Here is a 14,532-nt window from a genome sequence, read left to right on the forward strand (position 1 = left end):
GCGGCTACTTCTTCTTTTCGTTCTTCTCGTCGGCGCGCAGCAAAGCCAGGACCTCGCGGGCGACGGCATTGGCCTCCTGCGCCGCCCGGCTACCGGGGGCGGTCTCGACGGCGGTGGCACCTTCGCCGAAAGCAGCCGCGAAGGCGACGCGGCTGCCGAGCCCGGCCTTGGCCAGCCGCGCGCCCTCGGCCAGGATGGCCTCGCGCATCGGCAGGGTCAGGGCGGCCCGCGCCGGCACCCGGTTCAGCACCACCAGCACGGGCCGGCCCTCGGCCTTGGCCAGCGCCAGGGTCGGCCTGGTCGCCCAGACATCGAGCGGGGTCGGCTGCACCGGCACGACCACCAGGCGCGCCGCCCGTACGACCGAGCGGGTGTCGATCTCGCCATGGGGCGGGGTGTCGACCAGGACCAGGTCGTACCGCCCGGCCAGTTTCCCCGCCACCGTGTCTGCCCGCCAGCCGCTGGCGGCCTCGACCGGAATGGCCGGCCAGCGGCCGCCCTGGCTCTCGCGCAACGCACCCCAGGCGGTCAGGCTGCCCTGGGGGTCGGCGTCCACCAGGGCCACCTTGTGCCCGGCGGCGGCCCAGGCGGCGGCCAGGTGCGCGGTGAAGGTGGTCTTGCCCGCCCCACCCTTCTGCTGGGCGACGGCGACGATCATGCCGGTCATGCCTCGACCTCCTCATCCTCGTCTGCCGCGGTTTCCGCCGGCTGCTGGTCGGCCGGGGCCGGCTCCACCTGCAGCGGGTATCGAAGCGAAGTGGTGAAATAGCCGCCGCTCCGGCCGGGCAGCAGCGGCGGCTTGGTTTTCGCCGATCCGGACAGATGCACGATCCGCACCGGTTCGTACGGAGGGGCGGGTGCCACCAAGTGGCCGGCTTCGGCATCCCACATCGGCGGCGCCAGGTGGCAGAGCCAGTTGAAGCTGGCGGGCAGCAGGGCGACCGGCAGCCGGTGGTGGTGGACGGCGACGTTCAAGGACAACTGGTCGGTCATGAAGATGGACGCTTCCTGGCCAAGTTGCTGCGCCTGCAGGCCGGAGCGATAGCGCCATTCCCACACCGACCAGTGCGGCGCCCAGGCGGCGATGCCGTAGACGCCGACGTTCAGCATCGGCTTCAGGTACATGTCGGCGGCGATCTCGGGCCCGAAGGCCTCGCCGTACCAGTCGCGGTACTTGGACCAGATGACCCGGCCGATGCGGCCGGTCAGGTAGGCGCGATCCAGTTCGTATGCGGCGACCAACCCGGTCCGGGCCGCCTCCTCGACGATGACCGGCAGTGCGCCCGGGTCCTGGACCCAGGTATCGGCATCGAGCCAGACATAGATGTCGTAGCCGGGAAAGAGCTCGCGCATGCGCAGCTTGCCGTAGAGCGCGCAGAGGCCGGGTGCGATCCGCTCCAGATGGCTGCGGGTGGGGAAGTCGAAGTCCCAGCCGGCCCGGGCGATGGCGATGCCATCCTGCGGCAGCCCGCGGCGCTGGGTCTCCGTCAGCCCGGCATCGATGAATCCCAGCGCATGGCGCCGGTGCAGTCCATTGCGCGTCAGCGATCGCAGCAGACCCCAGGCCAGGCTGAACTGGCGCTGGTCGCAACCGGTGACGATGATGGTGCGCGGGGTCAGGGGGGCGGCTCCGCCAATGGCTCGAAGGTCGGCGGAAAGCACAGGTTCGTCTTGTACAGTCGGCCGGCCCGGTCGCGTATCGCGGCCGGACGCCCCGGTTCCGGCCCGGACAGGTGCAGGATGGCGATGGGATCGTAGGGCGGAGCCGGCTCGACCAGCCGCCGGCCGTTGCGCATGGGCCGGCCCAGATGGCAGAGCCAGTTCCAGCGCGCCGGCAGCGGTGCCAGCGGCAGTTGGTGGCGCCAGATGGCCATATGCAGCGTGACGGCCGACAGGCTGAAAAGGCCGGGTCCCGGCGTCACGCCGCGTTGCACCGCCTCGTCGCGGACCGCCTGCCAGAATTGCCAGTGGCGGGCGTCGCCGCGCAGCGTGAAGACGCCGATCTCGACCGCCGGCCGCGTCCAGGTATGCTCGGCCATCTTCGGCCCATAGGCGCGGTGGATGGCGGCGCGATGCACATGCCAAGGCGAAGTGTCGGACGCCATCGACCGGTAGCCGCGGTCGATCGGAAAGGCTGCCACCAGCGCACCCCCGGCCGCGCCCTCCTGCATCGGCGCGATCGCGCCCGCTTCCTGCACCCAGGTGCCGGGATCGAGCCAGGTGACCGGGCCGCCGTCGCTGCCGACCAGTTGGGGCAGGCGCGGCATCAACCCGTCATAGGCGAGCTTGCCCGGCTGGTCGACGAAGTCCGCGACGATCGCGGTGGTGTCGGCGGGGGCCGTGAACCGGCCCACCCGCTCTGCCGCCGCCGCATCGGGGACGAGGACCCGTACCGGCCCTGCCTCTCCCACCGCCGCCAGCGATCCCAGCAGGCCCGCCAGCAGGCGACCGGCCGGTCGATCCCACGCGGTGACGATCATCGCCCGTAGACGATGAAGCCGGGGTTCAGGAATCCCGGCGCCTTGCCGTAGCGGAAGGGGGTTCCGTCGAGCATCGTCATGCGCCCGCCCGCCGCCTCGACGACGGCCTGCCCGGCGGCCGTATCCCACTCCGACGTCGGGCCGAACCGGGGATAGAGGTCGGCCACGCCCTCGGCGACGCGGCAGAATTTGAGCGCGCTGCCGGCGATCCGCCGCTCGGTGACGGCCTTGCCCTCCAGGAAGCGGTCGAGCTCGGCATTGTCGGCGTGGCTGCGGCTGGTCATCACCACCGCCCCCTCGGGCGGCGTCGGCCGGCAATGGATCGGCTCGGGCGCGCCGCCCTTGCGCTGGAGCGTGGCCCCGGCGCCCACGGCCCCGGCGAACAATTCCTCCAGCACCGGGATATGGACGATCCCCGCGATCGGCCGCCCGTCCTCGACCAGCGCGATGTTCACGGTGAACTCGCCGTTGCGCTTGATGAACTCCTTCGTGCCGTCCAGCGGGTCGACCAGCCAGAAGCGCCGGGCGCCGGCGGCAGCCGGGCCGCTCGTCTCCACCGTCTCCTCCGACACGACCGGGATTTCCGGGGTCAACTCGCGCAGGGCCGAGACGATCAGGCGGTCGGCCAGTTCGTCGGCGATGGTGAGCGGCGAGGCGTCGGCCTTGGCGCGGACGCCATGGTCGCCGTGATAGACGCCGAGGATGGCGTCGCCGGCCCTGGCAGCGATCGCGCGCAGGGCCGGCAGCAACGGGGCGGCGTCGAACGCCGCCCCGTCGATGGCAACCGGCGCGCTCAAGCGGCCTGCTGCTTCTTCGCGCCCTGCAGGATCGACCACAGCCGCTGCGGGGTGGCGGGCATGTCGATATGGTTCACGCCCAGGTGACGCAGCGCGTCGACGATGGCGTTGATCACCGCCGGCGGCGCGCCGATGGCACCGGCCTCGCCGGACCCCTTCACGCCGAGCGGGTTGTTGCGGCAGGGCACGACGTTCCAGGCGAACTGCACCATCGGCAGGTTGTCGGCACGCGGCAGGGCATAGTCCATCAGCGACCCGGTGACGAGCTGGCCCGAGCCGCCGTCATAGACCGTCGATTCGTAGAGCGCCTGGCCCACGCCCTGGGCGATGCCGCCGTGCACCTGGCCCGCCAGCATCATCGGGTTCACCACCCGGCCGAAATCGTCGACCACGGTGTAGCGCACGATCTCGACATTGCCGGTCTCGGGATCGACCTCCAGCTCGCAGACATGGCAGCCGTTGGGGAAGGTCGCGCCGGCCGGGGTGAAGTGCGCCACTTCCGACAGGCCGGGCTCGACATCGCCCAGCGCCCCGGGATTGAAGGCGGTCTGCACCACCTCCTGGATGCCGACCTTGCGGTCGGTGCCGGCGATCTGGAACACCCCGTCCTTGAACTCGATGTCGGCGGTGGCCGTCTCCATCATGTGAGCGGCGACCTTCTTGGCCTTCTCGACGATCTTCTCGACCGCGCGCTGCACCGCCGAACCGCCGACCGGCAGGGCCCGCGAGCCGCCGGTGCCGCGGCCGAAATAGACCACGTCGGAATCGCCCTGCAGCACGCGCACGCTCTCGAACGGCACCGACAGGGCGTCGGCGACGATCTGGGCATAGGCGGTCTCGTGGCCTTGGCCGTTCGACTGGTTGCCGACCAGCACGGTGACCGAGCCCGAGGGGTCGAAGCGCACCGTGGCCGCCTCGTCCTCGCCGCCGCCGCACTGCTCGATATAGGTGGCAAGCCCGATGCCGCGCAGCTTGCCCTTGGTCGCGGCCGCCGCACGGCGCGCCTCGAAGCCGTCCCAGTCGCCGAGCTTGAGGGCGTCTTCCATGTTCTGCTGGAACTCGCCGGAGTCATAGGTGATGCCGAGCGCGGTGCGGAACGGCATCAGGGCGCCCGGAATGAAGTTGCGCCGCCGGATCTCGGCCGGGCTGATGCCCATGGCATCGGCCGCCACGTCGGCCAGCCGCTCGACGAGGTAGGCCGCTTCCGGCCGGCCGGCGCCGCGATAGGCATCGACGGGGGTGGTGTGGGTGAACAGCCCCTTCACCCGCACATGGATGATGGGCGTGCTGTAGACGCCGGCCAGCATGCCGGTGCCGGCATAGGTGGGGATGTAGGGGGCGAAGTTCGACAAATGGGCGCCGAGGTTGGCCCGCGTCTCGACCTTGAGCGCGAGGAACCGCCCCTCGGCATCGAGCGCCATGTCGGCGCGGGTGACGTTGTCGCGGCCCTGCGTGTCCGACAGGAACGCCTCCTGGCGCTCGCTGATCCACTTCACCGGCCGCCCGACCTTCTTGGCCGCCCAGGTGACCAGCACATGCTCGGGGTAGAGGAAGATCTTCATGCCGAAGCCGCCGCCCACATCCTGGGTGACGACGCGCACCCGGTGGTCCGGCACCTTGAAGATGGCGCCGGCCAGCTGCGAGCGGATCAGGTGCGGCCCCTGCGACGAGGTATGCAGGACGTAGCGGCCGTCGCCCTTCTGGAAGTCGCCGATGGCGCCGCGCGGCTCCATCGAATTGACGACCAAGCGGTTGTTCACGACCTCGACAGACACCGTCTTGTGGGCCTTGGCGAAGGCCTGGGCCACGCCCTCCTCGTCGCCCTGGGCCCAGTCGAAGCAGAGGTTGCCGGGGGCCTGGTCCCACACCTGCGGCTGGTCGGCGTCACCGGCCGAGCCGGTGTCGGTGGCGGCCGGAAGCTGGTCGTAGTCGATCTCGACCAGCTCGGCCGCGTCGCGCGCCTGGGCCATCGTCTCGGCCACGATCAGGACGACGGCGTCGCCGACATGGCGCACCCGGCCGTCCGCCAGCGCCGGCCGCGGCGGCGAAACCGAGGGCGTGCCGTCGATGCTGGTCAGCGGTGCCAGGCAGGGCAGGTCGCCCACGCCATCGGCGCGCAGGTCGGCGCAGGTGAAGACGCCCAGCACGCCCGGGGCCGCCTTGGCCGCGGTCGTGTCGATCGAATTGATGACGGCGTGGGCATGCGGGCTGCGCAGGATGTGGGCGACCGTCTGGCGCGGCAGGCTGATATCGTCGGTGTAGCGGCCGTTGCCCGTCAGCAGGCGCAAGTCCTCGACGCGCCGAACCGCCTGTCCCATGCCGAACTGACCCATGGTGCCGCTCCCTCATTCGCCCAGAACCGGTGCCGGCCGCACTTGCCGCGGCGCGATCTTGAATTGCGATGATAGGGCCGGCCCGCGCGACCGCCAACCGCTTCCAGCGGTTCCCCGCATCGCGCTTCCCATGAGGGTCGAAGTCGTGCCGGCGCGCCGTCCGCCGATTGCACGGCTCGTCGCGAATCGGTATTAAGTGGCTTCACCAAGCGGGCGGGCGGCCTGCGGATCGCGGTATCGTGGGGGGCGTCGACCGTCTTTTTGGGGGAAGACGCCATGGCTACAGCACCAATACCTGAACGTAGGCTGCGGCCGGGGGACCCGGCACCGTGGTTTGCCGGAAAGACGCATTCCAATCCCAGCTTCAACTTCGATACGGTCGCCGGCCGTTTCGTGGTGGTCAGCCTGTTCGGCAGCGCGTCGACGCCGGAAGGGCGCGCGCTCGTCGATTTCGTGCATCGCCATCGCGACCGCTTCGACGACAGCAACATCACCTTCTTCGGCGTCTCCGCCGATCCGGCCGACTTTGCCTCGGGTCGCCTTGTCGAGCGCACGCCGGGCATCCGCTGGTTCCACGATTTCTCGGGCGACATCGCCCGCCTGTTCCGCGCCGACAGCGGCGGCCAGCCGACCGACGTCGTGCCGCAGACCATCATCTTCGACCCCATGCTGCGCGGCATGGGCTGGATCGCGCTGGCGGACACCGCCCAGCACGAGGCCTCGCTGGCGACTATCCTCGACCGGCTGCCGCGGATCGACGAGGACAAGTGGGCCTCGGGGCCGGCACCCGTGCTGATCGTGCCGCGGGTGTTCGAGACCGCCTTCTGCCGCCAGCTCATCGACTATTACGACGAGAAGGGCGGCTTCGCGTCCGGCCACATGACCTCGCAGGACGGCCGCTCGGTCGGCGTGCTCGACCGGTCGCGCAAGCGGCGGACCGACTGCATGATCACCGACAAGCAGATCATGCTGCAGATCCAGCACCGGCTGCATCGGCGCCTGGTGCCGATGATCGACCGCGCCTTCCAGTTCCGGGCGACACGGATCGAGCGCTACATCGTGGCGCGCTATGACGGGGCCGACCGCGGCTTTTTCTTTCCACACCGCGACAATACCTCGCCGGCCACCAAGCACCGCCGCTTCGCGGTCACGATCAACCTCAACGCCGACGCCTACAAGGGCGGCGACCTGCGCTTCCCGGAGTTCGGGCGGCGGACCTACCGCGCGCCGACCGGCGGCGCAGTCGTGTTCTCCTGTTCGCTGGTCCACGAGGCGCTGCCGGTGACCGAGGGCGTGCGCTACGCGACCCTGCCGTTCCTCTATGACGACGAGGCCGCCAAGATCCGCGACGCCACCCGCCACCTCGTCGTCCCGGTCGCGCGCAGCGAGGATGCCGACGACGACGCGAAGGATGCCGAAGGGGCGGAAGCGGGGGGGACGGAAGCGGGCACCGGGCAGGCAGCGACGGGGAACTGAATCGGGCTCAGGCGGGCGGCCGGCTGATCGTCAGCAGGTCACGCTTGGCCAGGAACAGCAAGGTGCGCAATGCCTCGGTGCGGTGGGGCTGCGGCAACGACAGCATCAGGCCCTCGACGCTGATCCCGGGGGTCTGCGCGATCCGCTCGATCACCGTCTCGACCCGCTCGCGGCCCGGCAGGTTGGCAAAGGCATAGCGGAAGGAGCCTGTGGCGCGAGCCCGCTCGACCAGGGCTGGCGCGTCCGGCGCCGTCAGGTGCAGCCGGTCGTGACGATTCAGCAGCCGGGTCGGGAAGGTCCGGAACAGCGCCATCGGCTCCGGGATCGTCGCCGGCGGCACGCCCGGGGGCGGGGCTGATGGCGCGGCGGTGTCGGCGGGTGGGCTGGGCGGTCGCGGCCGACGAACCATCGGTGCCTCGGCACGGAGCCGGGCCAGGCCGGTCCACAGGCGGCGCCACTGCCCCATCACCGCCGGCCAGTCGAAGATCGCCCGTACCCGGGCCACCCCGGCTGCCCCCATCAGCCGGCGCCGGGCGGGGTCGCTCGCCAGCGTGTGGATGGCATCGGCGGCGACGCGGATGTCGACCGCCACCATCTGGCCCATGACCGCGCAGAAGCGGTCATATTCGATGGTGTTGTCGAGGTACTGGCGCAGGGCCAGCGCGCCCGCCGGCGACGGTGCCATCACGGTCGGCACGCGGAAACCCTCGACGCCATGGCGGATCGTGTCGCGATAGCCGTCCCAATCGGTCACCACCACCGGCAGGCCGGCGGCCATGGCCTCGACCGGGGCCAGGCCAAAGGTCTCCTGGACGCTGTCGGCCAGCGACAGGAAAATGTCGGCGCCCGACAGGGCCGCGCGCCGCTCCTCGTTGTCCGGGCTCTCGATGATGGTGGTCCGGAACAGGCCGGCGCGCTCGGCCGCCAGCCCGTGGAACGCCTCGCGGATCGGCGGGGTCGCGAACTGGCCCGCCAGCACGAAGTGCAGCGGCACCGAAAGGCGCCGTGCCGCCTCTTCCACCGCCCGGAACATGGCAAAGGGATGCGCCTTGGCGTGCATGCTGAGCCGGCCAAAGAATAGGACCACCACCGCGTCGGCGGCGATGCCATGCCTTGCCCGCCAGTCGGCACGGCGCACGGGGCAGGCAGCCAGCCCAGCGCCGTCGATGCCGAGCGGGATGATCGGCCGGCTGGGGCGCGGCCGGGGGGTGCGGATACCCACCTGCGCCATGCTCTCGTCGGCGGCGTCGAGCAGCGTGTCGATGACGTCGCGGGCGACGCGCGAGGTGCAGACGATCGCATCCCAGGGCTGCAAAGGGGCTGCGGTGTAGCGGGAGATCTCGCGCCAGGATTCGCGGCTCGACAGGCTGTGCGTCAGCCCGATCAGGCTGTAGCCGCGGGGATCGCGGCGCGCGCGGGCCTCGCGCTCCAGGGCGGGGTCCAGCATCAGCACCGCCCCCGCCCGCGCAAGCTCGTCGCGGTTGTCGGGCGTGACGAAGCCGACCTGCGCGGGGTCGCCCCCCAGCTCGGCGACATGCGCGCGCATGTCGTCCACGGAGGCCTCGTCGCGCACGTAGCCGACGATCGGCTGGCCGGGGTTGGCTCGCACATAGGCGTCGAAGAAGGTCTGCGTCGCCACCGTCAGTCCGACGATCAGCGGCCGCGCCGCCATGACGGCGCGCGGGGAATAGCGGATCGCCGGGATTGGGCAGTCGATCGGCTCGGACGGCATGACGTCTCCGGACTAGCGCCTCCGGCTGGTCCGGGGAGGCGCCCGGAAACTAGGGAGGCGGGCGGGGCGGGGTCAAGGCCGTGGCGGCGGGGCGGTTGCCGCTACCGCCCGTCCATCGAGCCCATGACGAGGTAGAGCGCCTTCACCTGGTCGCGCGGGATGACGTATTCGCAGGCCGGGTTGTACTGCCGCACGACGACGGCGTCGGCTTCCGCCCGCACCAGGCGCTTCACCAGCGCCGTGCCGTCCGTCTTGACGATGACGACATGGCTCAGGCGTCGCGGCACCCGCGTCGGATGGACGTAGAGCATGTCGCCCTGCTCGTACTTGGGCTCCATGCTGTCGTTCACGACATACATGGCGAAGGCGCCGTTCACCTCGCGCAGGGCCTCCGGCCGGTCGATCCACTCGATGGGGTCGAAATCGATGCGCTGGCCGTCCGGCCCGGCCTGGGCGCTGCCATAGACGGGCAGGCGGCGGGCGCGGTCGAAATGCACGACGGTCGGCCCGGCCGACCGCAGGTCGGCGGTGGGAGGACGGGCGGCAATCGTGGGCTGGGCGGGCACGGAACCGGGCGGTGCGGGCTCGATGCCGACCAGGTCGGGCGTAGTGCCGGCCAGTTCCATCGCGCGGTCGGCGGCGATGCCGCGCTCGGCCAAGATGCCGGCCACCCGACGCATCAGGTCGACCGGCAGAAACGGCTTCTTGAAGCGGTCCTCGTAATGCTGGTAGCCGGTCAGCGACATGCCGAGCGCGTCGGCGGTCTGTCGCATGGACAGGCCGGCCTCCTCGCGCAGGACCTTCAGGCCCCGGGCCGCTTGCGATGCCTCGACCATGGCCCACCATACCGCAAAGTTGCATTGAACGACACCCCCGCCTTGTCCGCATAACGCATAATACGTAGCGTTGTTCCTGTTATGTTCCATGACGGGAGGGCGGAATGACCGCAGAGATCGAAGAGGGGCGCGCGAATCCTTCCTGGCCGCCGACGAGGGATGCCCTGGCGGAGGCACTCGCGGCCGGCCAGACCCTGGCGGTGATCGGCCGCCGGCTCGGCCGTTCGCCGGCATCGGTCTCGCTGCTGGCCGCGCGCTACGGGCTGCGTTCGGCGCGGGCGGCCGGGCGGTTGCCGCCGTCGGTGCCGCCCGGGCGGTCGCGCGCGCCGGCGGCCGGTGCCAGGCCTTGGCCGCCGAGCGACGACGCGATGGCCGAACTGGCCGCGGCCGGCGTCGGCGACGGGCGGGCGGCGGCCCTGTTCGGGGTGCATCCTTCGACCTATCGGGCGTGGCGTCGGCGGCTGCGCGACCGCAACGGCCCGGCGGCGGGCGGCGACGGGCCGGCGGCCGACGCGGCCGACTATGGCTATCGTGCCGGTCTCGACTGGCCGGCCTGGGCCCGCTTCGGCGACGATCCGCAGGCCGTCCGCGGCGACCGCATCGGCCGCATCCTTCGCCCGATGACCGTGGTCGAAGGGACCAGTTCGCTTGCCTTGCTGGCGGGTTGACGGCCATGGCAAGGCCGGGCCGACCGAGCGATCCTGACGCCAAGCGGCGCCGCCGCACCACCCGGGCCCAGCGCCTGGCGGATGTGGACGGGCCCACGCCCGAACTGCTGGCCCAGCGCCGGCGGGTGGCCGGCGACGAGCGGGTGGCGATCGACTTCCCGCTCGACGTGCTGGCGGCGCGCCATGCCAAGGACCCGGCGGCGGGGCTGCGGCCGGCGGCCGTCCAGGCGGGCTGGCGCTTCGCCCGCCTGGCCTGGCGGCTGTCGCGGGCGCCGGTGGCCTTGCCCCCGCTCTTCTGGGCCGCCCGGCTGGAGCGGGCGGGGCCGACGTCCCCGCCCGCCGACATCGTCGCGCAGGAAGAGGCCGAGCGCCGGGCGCTCCATCGCTACCGGGCGGCGCGGGCCGCGCTGGGCCTGGCTGGCCCGGCGGCGGTGCGCGCGGTCGATGCAGCCGTGGTGGCGCTGGAACTGCCGGGCTGCCCCGCCCGGCTGTCCGACCTGCGCCTGGGGCTGGCGGCGCTGGCGGCGCATTTCGAGCGGCCGGCTAACTAAAAATGCGGTAACCCCTCTACCGCAAGAACGGTGGGCGGTGTACCAAAAAGCACGATCGGCGCGGTGCCCTGGCGAGGGGCCCCGCGCCGAATGCGTTTCAGGGGGAGGGCCGGCGATGGAGGCAACGGATCGGGGTGCCGAGCGCCGCGCCGCCGCCCGCCGCCGGGCCGAGGCACTGGCCCTGCGCACCGCCGGGCTGGACTATGGCCGGATTGCCGCCAGCCCCGACGGCGAGGGCCCGGCGACCTTGTTCCCCTCTGCCACCGCCGCCCGCCGCGCCGTCGCCCGGGCGCTGCGCGAGGCCGGTGACGAGCCGGATGTGGAGCGTCGCCTTCAGGCCCGCCGGCTCGACCGAGCGCTGGCCGGCGCCTGGACCAAGGCCGATGGCGGCGACGGCCCGGCGATCGACCGCATCCTGGCGATCGAGACCAGGCGCGCCCGCCTGCTGGCGCTGGACCTGCCGGAGGATGCAGCGGTCGACGACGGCGCGGCGGTGCAACAGGCCGCGGCGGAGGTCGCCCGCCGGCTGCAACGCCTGGCCGACCTGCTGAATGCCCGGGCGCCGCGGCCGCCGGCAGCGGCGGTCGCACGCTGCACGGCCTGCGCGGACGATCGGGAAACGTCCGTGGCGGCGGGGGCGTCGGCATGAACCAGTCGGTCGCCGCACGCCTGGCCGCCCGTCCGGATTTGGGCTCGGCCTTCCTGGCCTCGTTGTCACCGGCCGCCCGCGCCCACCTGCTGCACGAATGGCGGTTCTGGGCCCGGCCGATGCAGCTACCGCCGCCGCCGCCTTGGCGGGTCTGGTTCATCCAGGCCGGCCGCGGCGCCGGCAAGACCCGGGCGGCGGCCGAATTCATCCGCGCCGAGGTGACGGAGGGCCGGGCGCGCCGCATCGCCATCGTCGGCGAGACGGCGGCCGACGTGCGCGACGTGATGGTCGAGGGGCCGTCCGGCATCCTGGCCGTGTCGCCGCCCTGGGCGCGGCCGCGCTGGCAGCCCTCGCTGCGCCGGCTCACCTGGGCCAACGGCGCCGTCGCCACGACCTTCGCGGCCGTCGACCCCGAGCAGCTCCGCGGGCCCGAGCACGACCTGGCCTGGGCCGACGAGGTCGCCAAATGGCCGGACGAGGAGGCCTGGCACAACCTGATGATGGGGCTGCGGCGGGGCGAGGCGCGCTGCATCGCCACCTCGACGCCGCGCCCGCGCGCCTGGCTGAAGCGCCTGCTGGCCGATCCCGGCACCGTGGTGACCCGCGGCACGACCGAGGACAATGCCGCCAACCTGGCGCCGGCCGCCCTGGCCGACCTGGCGCGCCGCTATGGCGGGACCCGCCTTGGCCGTCAGGAGCTGGCGGGCGAGTTCCTGGAGGATGTGCCGGGCGCGCTCTGGCAGCGCGCGTTGTTCGAGCGGCCGGGCTTCCGCGCCGCGCCGGCCGAGCCGCCGGTGCGGGTCGTGGTCGCGGTCGACCCGGCGGCCACGGCGGGCGAGGACAGCGCCGAGACCGGCATCGTGGCGGCCGCCCGCGACCGGGCCGGGCGCTTCTACGTCCTGGCCGATGCCAGCGCCCGCCTGTCGCCGGCCGGCTGGGCCAGGCGGGCGGTCGCGACCTTCGATCGCCACGGCGCCGACCGCCTGATCGGCGAGGCCAACAATGGCGGCGACATGGTGGAGGCGGTGCTGCGCCGCGCCGCCGAGGCGATGGCGGCGGACGGGCTGCGGCCATCGCCGGATCTGGCCTACCGCAAGGTGACGGCCAGCCGCGGCAAGCAGGCACGGGCCGAGCCGGTGGCCGCCCTCTACGAGCAGGGCCGGGTCCACCATGCCGGCCGCTTCGATGCATTGGAGGATCAGATGTGTGCCTACCTTCCGGGCAGCGACGGCCCGTCGCCCGACCGCGTCGACGCGCTGGTCTGGGCGCTGACGGCCCTTTCCGACGGGCCGGCGGTGCCGGTCGTGGCCCCCTTCTTCTTCGGGGGCGGCGATGGCCGGCGCTGAACCCGACCTGGCGGAACTGGGCCGGTCCGGCCTGCGCGCCTGGTCCGGCCTGGTGCGCGAGGAGTTCCTGCCCGAGCTGCAGGGTCGCCGTGGCGTCGCCGTCTATCGCGAAATGGCGGCCAACGACCCGGTCGTGGGGGCGGTCCTCTTCGCGGTCGAGATGACCCTGCGCGGCGTGCCCTGGTCGGTCGAGCCGGCCGGCGGTGATGCCGCGGCGCGGGATGGTGCGCGTTTCCTGGAAAGCGTGCGCGACGACATGAGCCACGGCTTCGACGACTTCCTGGTCGAGGTGCTGGGCATGCTGGTGCATGGCTGGGCCTGGTTCGAGATCGTCTGGAAGCGGCGCCCGGCGGATGGCCGCATCGGCCTGCGCAAGCTGGCGCTGCGCGGGCAGGAGACGCTGCTGCGGTGGGAGTTCGATCCGGCGGGCGGCGTGCGCGGCCTGTGGCAGGCAGCCTCGCCCGAGATGCCGCAGCCGGTCTTCGTGCCGATCGAGAAGTCGCTGCTGTTCCGCACGACCACGGCCAAGGGCAATCCCGAGGGCCGCTCGATCCTGCGCAATGCCTATCGCCCCTGGTACTTCAAGAAGCGCCTGGAGGAGGGGGAGGCGATCGGCTACTGGCGCGCGCTGGGCGGCCTGCCGGTCGCCCGCATCCCGGCCCGCTTCATGGCGGCCGGTGCGGCCCCCGAAGAGCGTGCGCTGTTCGAGGACTTCCAGCGCATCGTCCGCGACACCCAGGTGGACGAGCGCGCCGGGCTGGTGCTGCCGTCCGACCGCGACGAGCACGGCCACCCCTATTTCGAGTTCGGGCTGCTGGGGGCGCCATCCGGCCAGTCGGTGCCGATCCGCGAGGCGATCGTCGACCGCAGCCGCGAGATCGCGATGACGGCGCTGGCCGATTTCATCCTGCTCGGCCGCGACGGCAATGGCTCCTACGCGCTGGCCCGCGACAAGGGCGACCGCTTCGAGACGGCCTTGACCGCCTGGCTCGGCACCATCGCGGCCGTCCTCAACCGCCATCTCGTGCCGCGCCTGTGGCGCATCAACGCCCTGCCGCCCGCCACCATGCCGCGCTTCGTGCCGGGCCGGGTCGGCCGGGTCGATGCCGCCACCCTGGCCGGCCTGGTGGAGCGGCTGGCGGCGGCGGGCGTGCCGCTTTTCCCCGACGACGGGCTCGCCCGCTTCCTGCGCACGGCGGCCGGCCTGCCGCTGCCCGATCCCAACCCGGAGCAATCGTGATGACCGAGCATTCCTTCGCCCTCACCGTGCCGATCGCCAAGGCCGACGCGACGCTCCGCACCGTCTGGGGCTGGGCCAGCGTGTCGGTCGAGGCCGGCCAGCCCCTGGTCGATGCCGAGGGCGACGTGATCGCGACCGACGAGCTTGTCCGCGCCGCCCACGCTTTCATGGCGCAATCCCGCCGCGGGGCGGCCGGACATGCCGACGGCGGGGATCAGACCCCCGCCGTCGGCACTGTCGTCGAAAGCCTGGTCGTCAGCCCGGCGATCCAGGCCGTGTTGGGCATGCCGCCCGGCCGCGAGGGCTGGTTCGTCGGCATCCGCATCGACGACCCCGACGCCTGGGCCGAGGTGCTGGCGGGCGAACTGACCGCGCTGTCGATTGGCGGCCGCGCCCGCCGCCTGCCGGCCTGAAGGGGGGCCGG

General features: G+C 72.5%; 14 protein-coding genes. 7 read left to right on the forward strand and 7 right to left on the reverse strand.

What is annotated here, in order from left to right; translation table 11 throughout:
• Positions 1 to 4 precede the first annotated feature (4 nt).
• The 5 genes from parA to STVA_RS05970 are packed head-to-tail and all read right to left on the reverse strand — an operon-like array spanning position 5 to position 5,610.
• A complete protein-coding gene (gene parA / locus STVA_RS05950) occupies positions 5 to 667 on the reverse strand; it encodes a ParA family partition ATPase (protein ID WP_123689505.1) in 663 nt (220 codons plus the stop codon).
• Positions 664 to 1,662 carry a hypothetical protein gene (locus STVA_RS05955; protein WP_123689504.1) on the reverse strand — a complete coding sequence of 333 codons (999 nt, stop codon included), beginning with the start codon at positions 1,660 to 1,662 and terminating at the stop codon, positions 664 to 666. The genes parA and STVA_RS05955 overlap by 4 nt, the downstream gene beginning before the upstream one ends.
• A complete protein-coding gene (locus STVA_RS05960) occupies positions 1,617 to 2,480 on the reverse strand; it encodes a hypothetical protein (RefSeq protein WP_123689503.1) in 864 nt (287 codons plus the stop codon). The genes STVA_RS05955 and STVA_RS05960 overlap by 46 nt, the downstream gene beginning before the upstream one ends.
• Positions 2,477 to 3,277 carry a 3'(2'),5'-bisphosphate nucleotidase CysQ gene (gene cysQ / locus STVA_RS05965; RefSeq protein ID WP_245978294.1) on the reverse strand — a complete coding sequence of 267 codons (801 nt, stop codon included), beginning with the start codon at positions 3,275 to 3,277 and terminating at the stop codon, positions 2,477 to 2,479. The genes STVA_RS05960 and cysQ overlap by 4 nt, the downstream gene beginning before the upstream one ends.
• Positions 3,274 to 5,610, reverse strand: a complete 2,337-nt coding sequence (locus STVA_RS05970; protein WP_123689502.1) for a xanthine dehydrogenase family protein molybdopterin-binding subunit — start codon at positions 5,608 to 5,610, stop codon at positions 3,274 to 3,276. Before STVA_RS05970 ends, cysQ begins: the two co-directional genes overlap by 4 nt.
• Positions 5,611 to 5,886: 276 nt before the next feature.
• Between STVA_RS05970 and STVA_RS05975 the strand changes: the two genes are divergently transcribed.
• Complete coding sequence (locus STVA_RS05975) at positions 5,887 to 7,086, forward strand: 2OG-Fe(II) oxygenase (protein ID WP_123689888.1); 1,200 nt, start codon at positions 5,887 to 5,889, stop codon at positions 7,084 to 7,086.
• A gap of 7 nt (positions 7,087 to 7,093) precedes the next feature.
• On the opposite strand, the gene STVA_RS05980 is transcribed toward STVA_RS05975, so the two are convergent.
• Both STVA_RS05980 and STVA_RS05985 read right to left on the reverse strand, forming a co-directional pair.
• Positions 7,094 to 8,818, reverse strand: a complete 1,725-nt coding sequence (locus tag STVA_RS05980; RefSeq protein WP_123689501.1) for a glycosyltransferase family 4 protein — start codon at positions 8,816 to 8,818, stop codon at positions 7,094 to 7,096.
• Between the two features lie 101 nt (positions 8,819 to 8,919).
• Positions 8,920 to 9,654, reverse strand: a complete 735-nt coding sequence (locus STVA_RS05985; RefSeq protein WP_123689500.1) for a LexA family transcriptional regulator — start codon at positions 9,652 to 9,654, stop codon at positions 8,920 to 8,922.
• A gap of 104 nt (positions 9,655 to 9,758) precedes the next feature.
• Here STVA_RS05985 and STVA_RS05990 point away from each other — a divergent pair, with 104 nt between their 5' ends.
• From STVA_RS05990 to STVA_RS06015, 6 genes are all read left to right on the forward strand, one after another.
• Positions 9,759 to 10,322 (forward strand): helix-turn-helix domain-containing protein, encoded by a 564-nt coding sequence (locus STVA_RS05990; protein ID WP_123689499.1) that lies wholly within the window; start codon positions 9,759 to 9,761, stop codon positions 10,320 to 10,322.
• Between the two features lie 5 nt (positions 10,323 to 10,327).
• Positions 10,328 to 10,873 (forward strand): hypothetical protein, encoded by a 546-nt coding sequence (locus STVA_RS05995; protein WP_123689498.1) that lies wholly within the window; start codon positions 10,328 to 10,330, stop codon positions 10,871 to 10,873.
• 115 nt (positions 10,874 to 10,988) lie between these two features.
• Positions 10,989 to 11,522: a hypothetical protein gene (locus STVA_RS06000; RefSeq protein ID WP_123689497.1), complete on the forward strand. Its 534-nt coding sequence runs from the start codon at positions 10,989 to 10,991 to the stop codon at positions 11,520 to 11,522.
• Positions 11,519 to 12,868 (forward strand): DNA-packaging protein, encoded by a 1,350-nt coding sequence (locus STVA_RS06005; protein ID WP_123689496.1) that lies wholly within the window; start codon positions 11,519 to 11,521, stop codon positions 12,866 to 12,868. Before STVA_RS06000 ends, STVA_RS06005 begins: the two co-directional genes overlap by 4 nt.
• Complete coding sequence (locus STVA_RS06010; RefSeq protein ID WP_123689495.1) at positions 12,855 to 14,108, forward strand: phage portal protein family protein; 1,254 nt, start codon at positions 12,855 to 12,857, stop codon at positions 14,106 to 14,108. The genes STVA_RS06005 and STVA_RS06010 overlap by 14 nt, the downstream gene beginning before the upstream one ends.
• Entirely contained in the window at positions 14,108 to 14,521 is a 414-nt protein-coding gene (locus tag STVA_RS06015) for an XkdF-like putative serine protease domain-containing protein (RefSeq protein WP_123689494.1), read from the forward strand. Before STVA_RS06010 ends, STVA_RS06015 begins: the two co-directional genes overlap by 1 nt.
• Positions 14,522 to 14,532 lie beyond the last annotated feature (11 nt).

Origin of the sequence: Stella humosa, assembly GCF_006738645.1 — a bacterium.
GTDB lineage: Bacteria > Pseudomonadota > Alphaproteobacteria > ATCC43930 > Allostellaceae > Allostella > Allostella humosa.

Excerpts from the sequence above, each read along its gene's own strand:
- STVA_RS05980 (WP_123689501.1), bottom strand. The coding sequence starts at position 8,818 with ATGCCGTCCGAGCCGATCGACTGCCCAATCCCGGCGATCCGCTATTCC.
- STVA_RS05985 (WP_123689500.1), bottom strand. The coding sequence starts at position 9,654 with ATGGTCGAGGCATCGCAAGCGGCCCGGGGCCTGAAGGTCCTGCGCGAG.
- STVA_RS06010 (WP_123689495.1), top strand. The coding sequence starts at position 12,855 with ATGGCCGGCGCTGAACCCGACCTGGCGGAACTGGGCCGGTCCGGCCTG.
- parA (WP_123689505.1), bottom strand. The coding sequence starts at position 667 with ATGACCGGCATGATCGTCGCCGTCGCCCAGCAGAAGGGTGGGGCGGGC.
- STVA_RS05990 (WP_123689499.1), top strand. The coding sequence starts at position 9,759 with ATGACCGCAGAGATCGAAGAGGGGCGCGCGAATCCTTCCTGGCCGCCG.
- STVA_RS06000 (WP_123689497.1), top strand. The coding sequence starts at position 10,989 with ATGGAGGCAACGGATCGGGGTGCCGAGCGCCGCGCCGCCGCCCGCCGC.
- STVA_RS05960 (WP_123689503.1), bottom strand. The coding sequence starts at position 2,480 with ATGATCGTCACCGCGTGGGATCGACCGGCCGGTCGCCTGCTGGCGGGC.
- STVA_RS05995 (WP_123689498.1), top strand. The coding sequence starts at position 10,328 with ATGGCAAGGCCGGGCCGACCGAGCGATCCTGACGCCAAGCGGCGCCGC.
- STVA_RS06005 (WP_123689496.1), top strand. The coding sequence starts at position 11,519 with ATGAACCAGTCGGTCGCCGCACGCCTGGCCGCCCGTCCGGATTTGGGC.
- STVA_RS05975 (WP_123689888.1), top strand. The coding sequence starts at position 5,887 with ATGGCTACAGCACCAATACCTGAACGTAGGCTGCGGCCGGGGGACCCG.
- STVA_RS05970 (WP_123689502.1), bottom strand. The coding sequence starts at position 5,610 with ATGGGTCAGTTCGGCATGGGACAGGCGGTTCGGCGCGTCGAGGACTTG.
- STVA_RS06015 (WP_123689494.1), top strand. The coding sequence starts at position 14,108 with ATGACCGAGCATTCCTTCGCCCTCACCGTGCCGATCGCCAAGGCCGAC.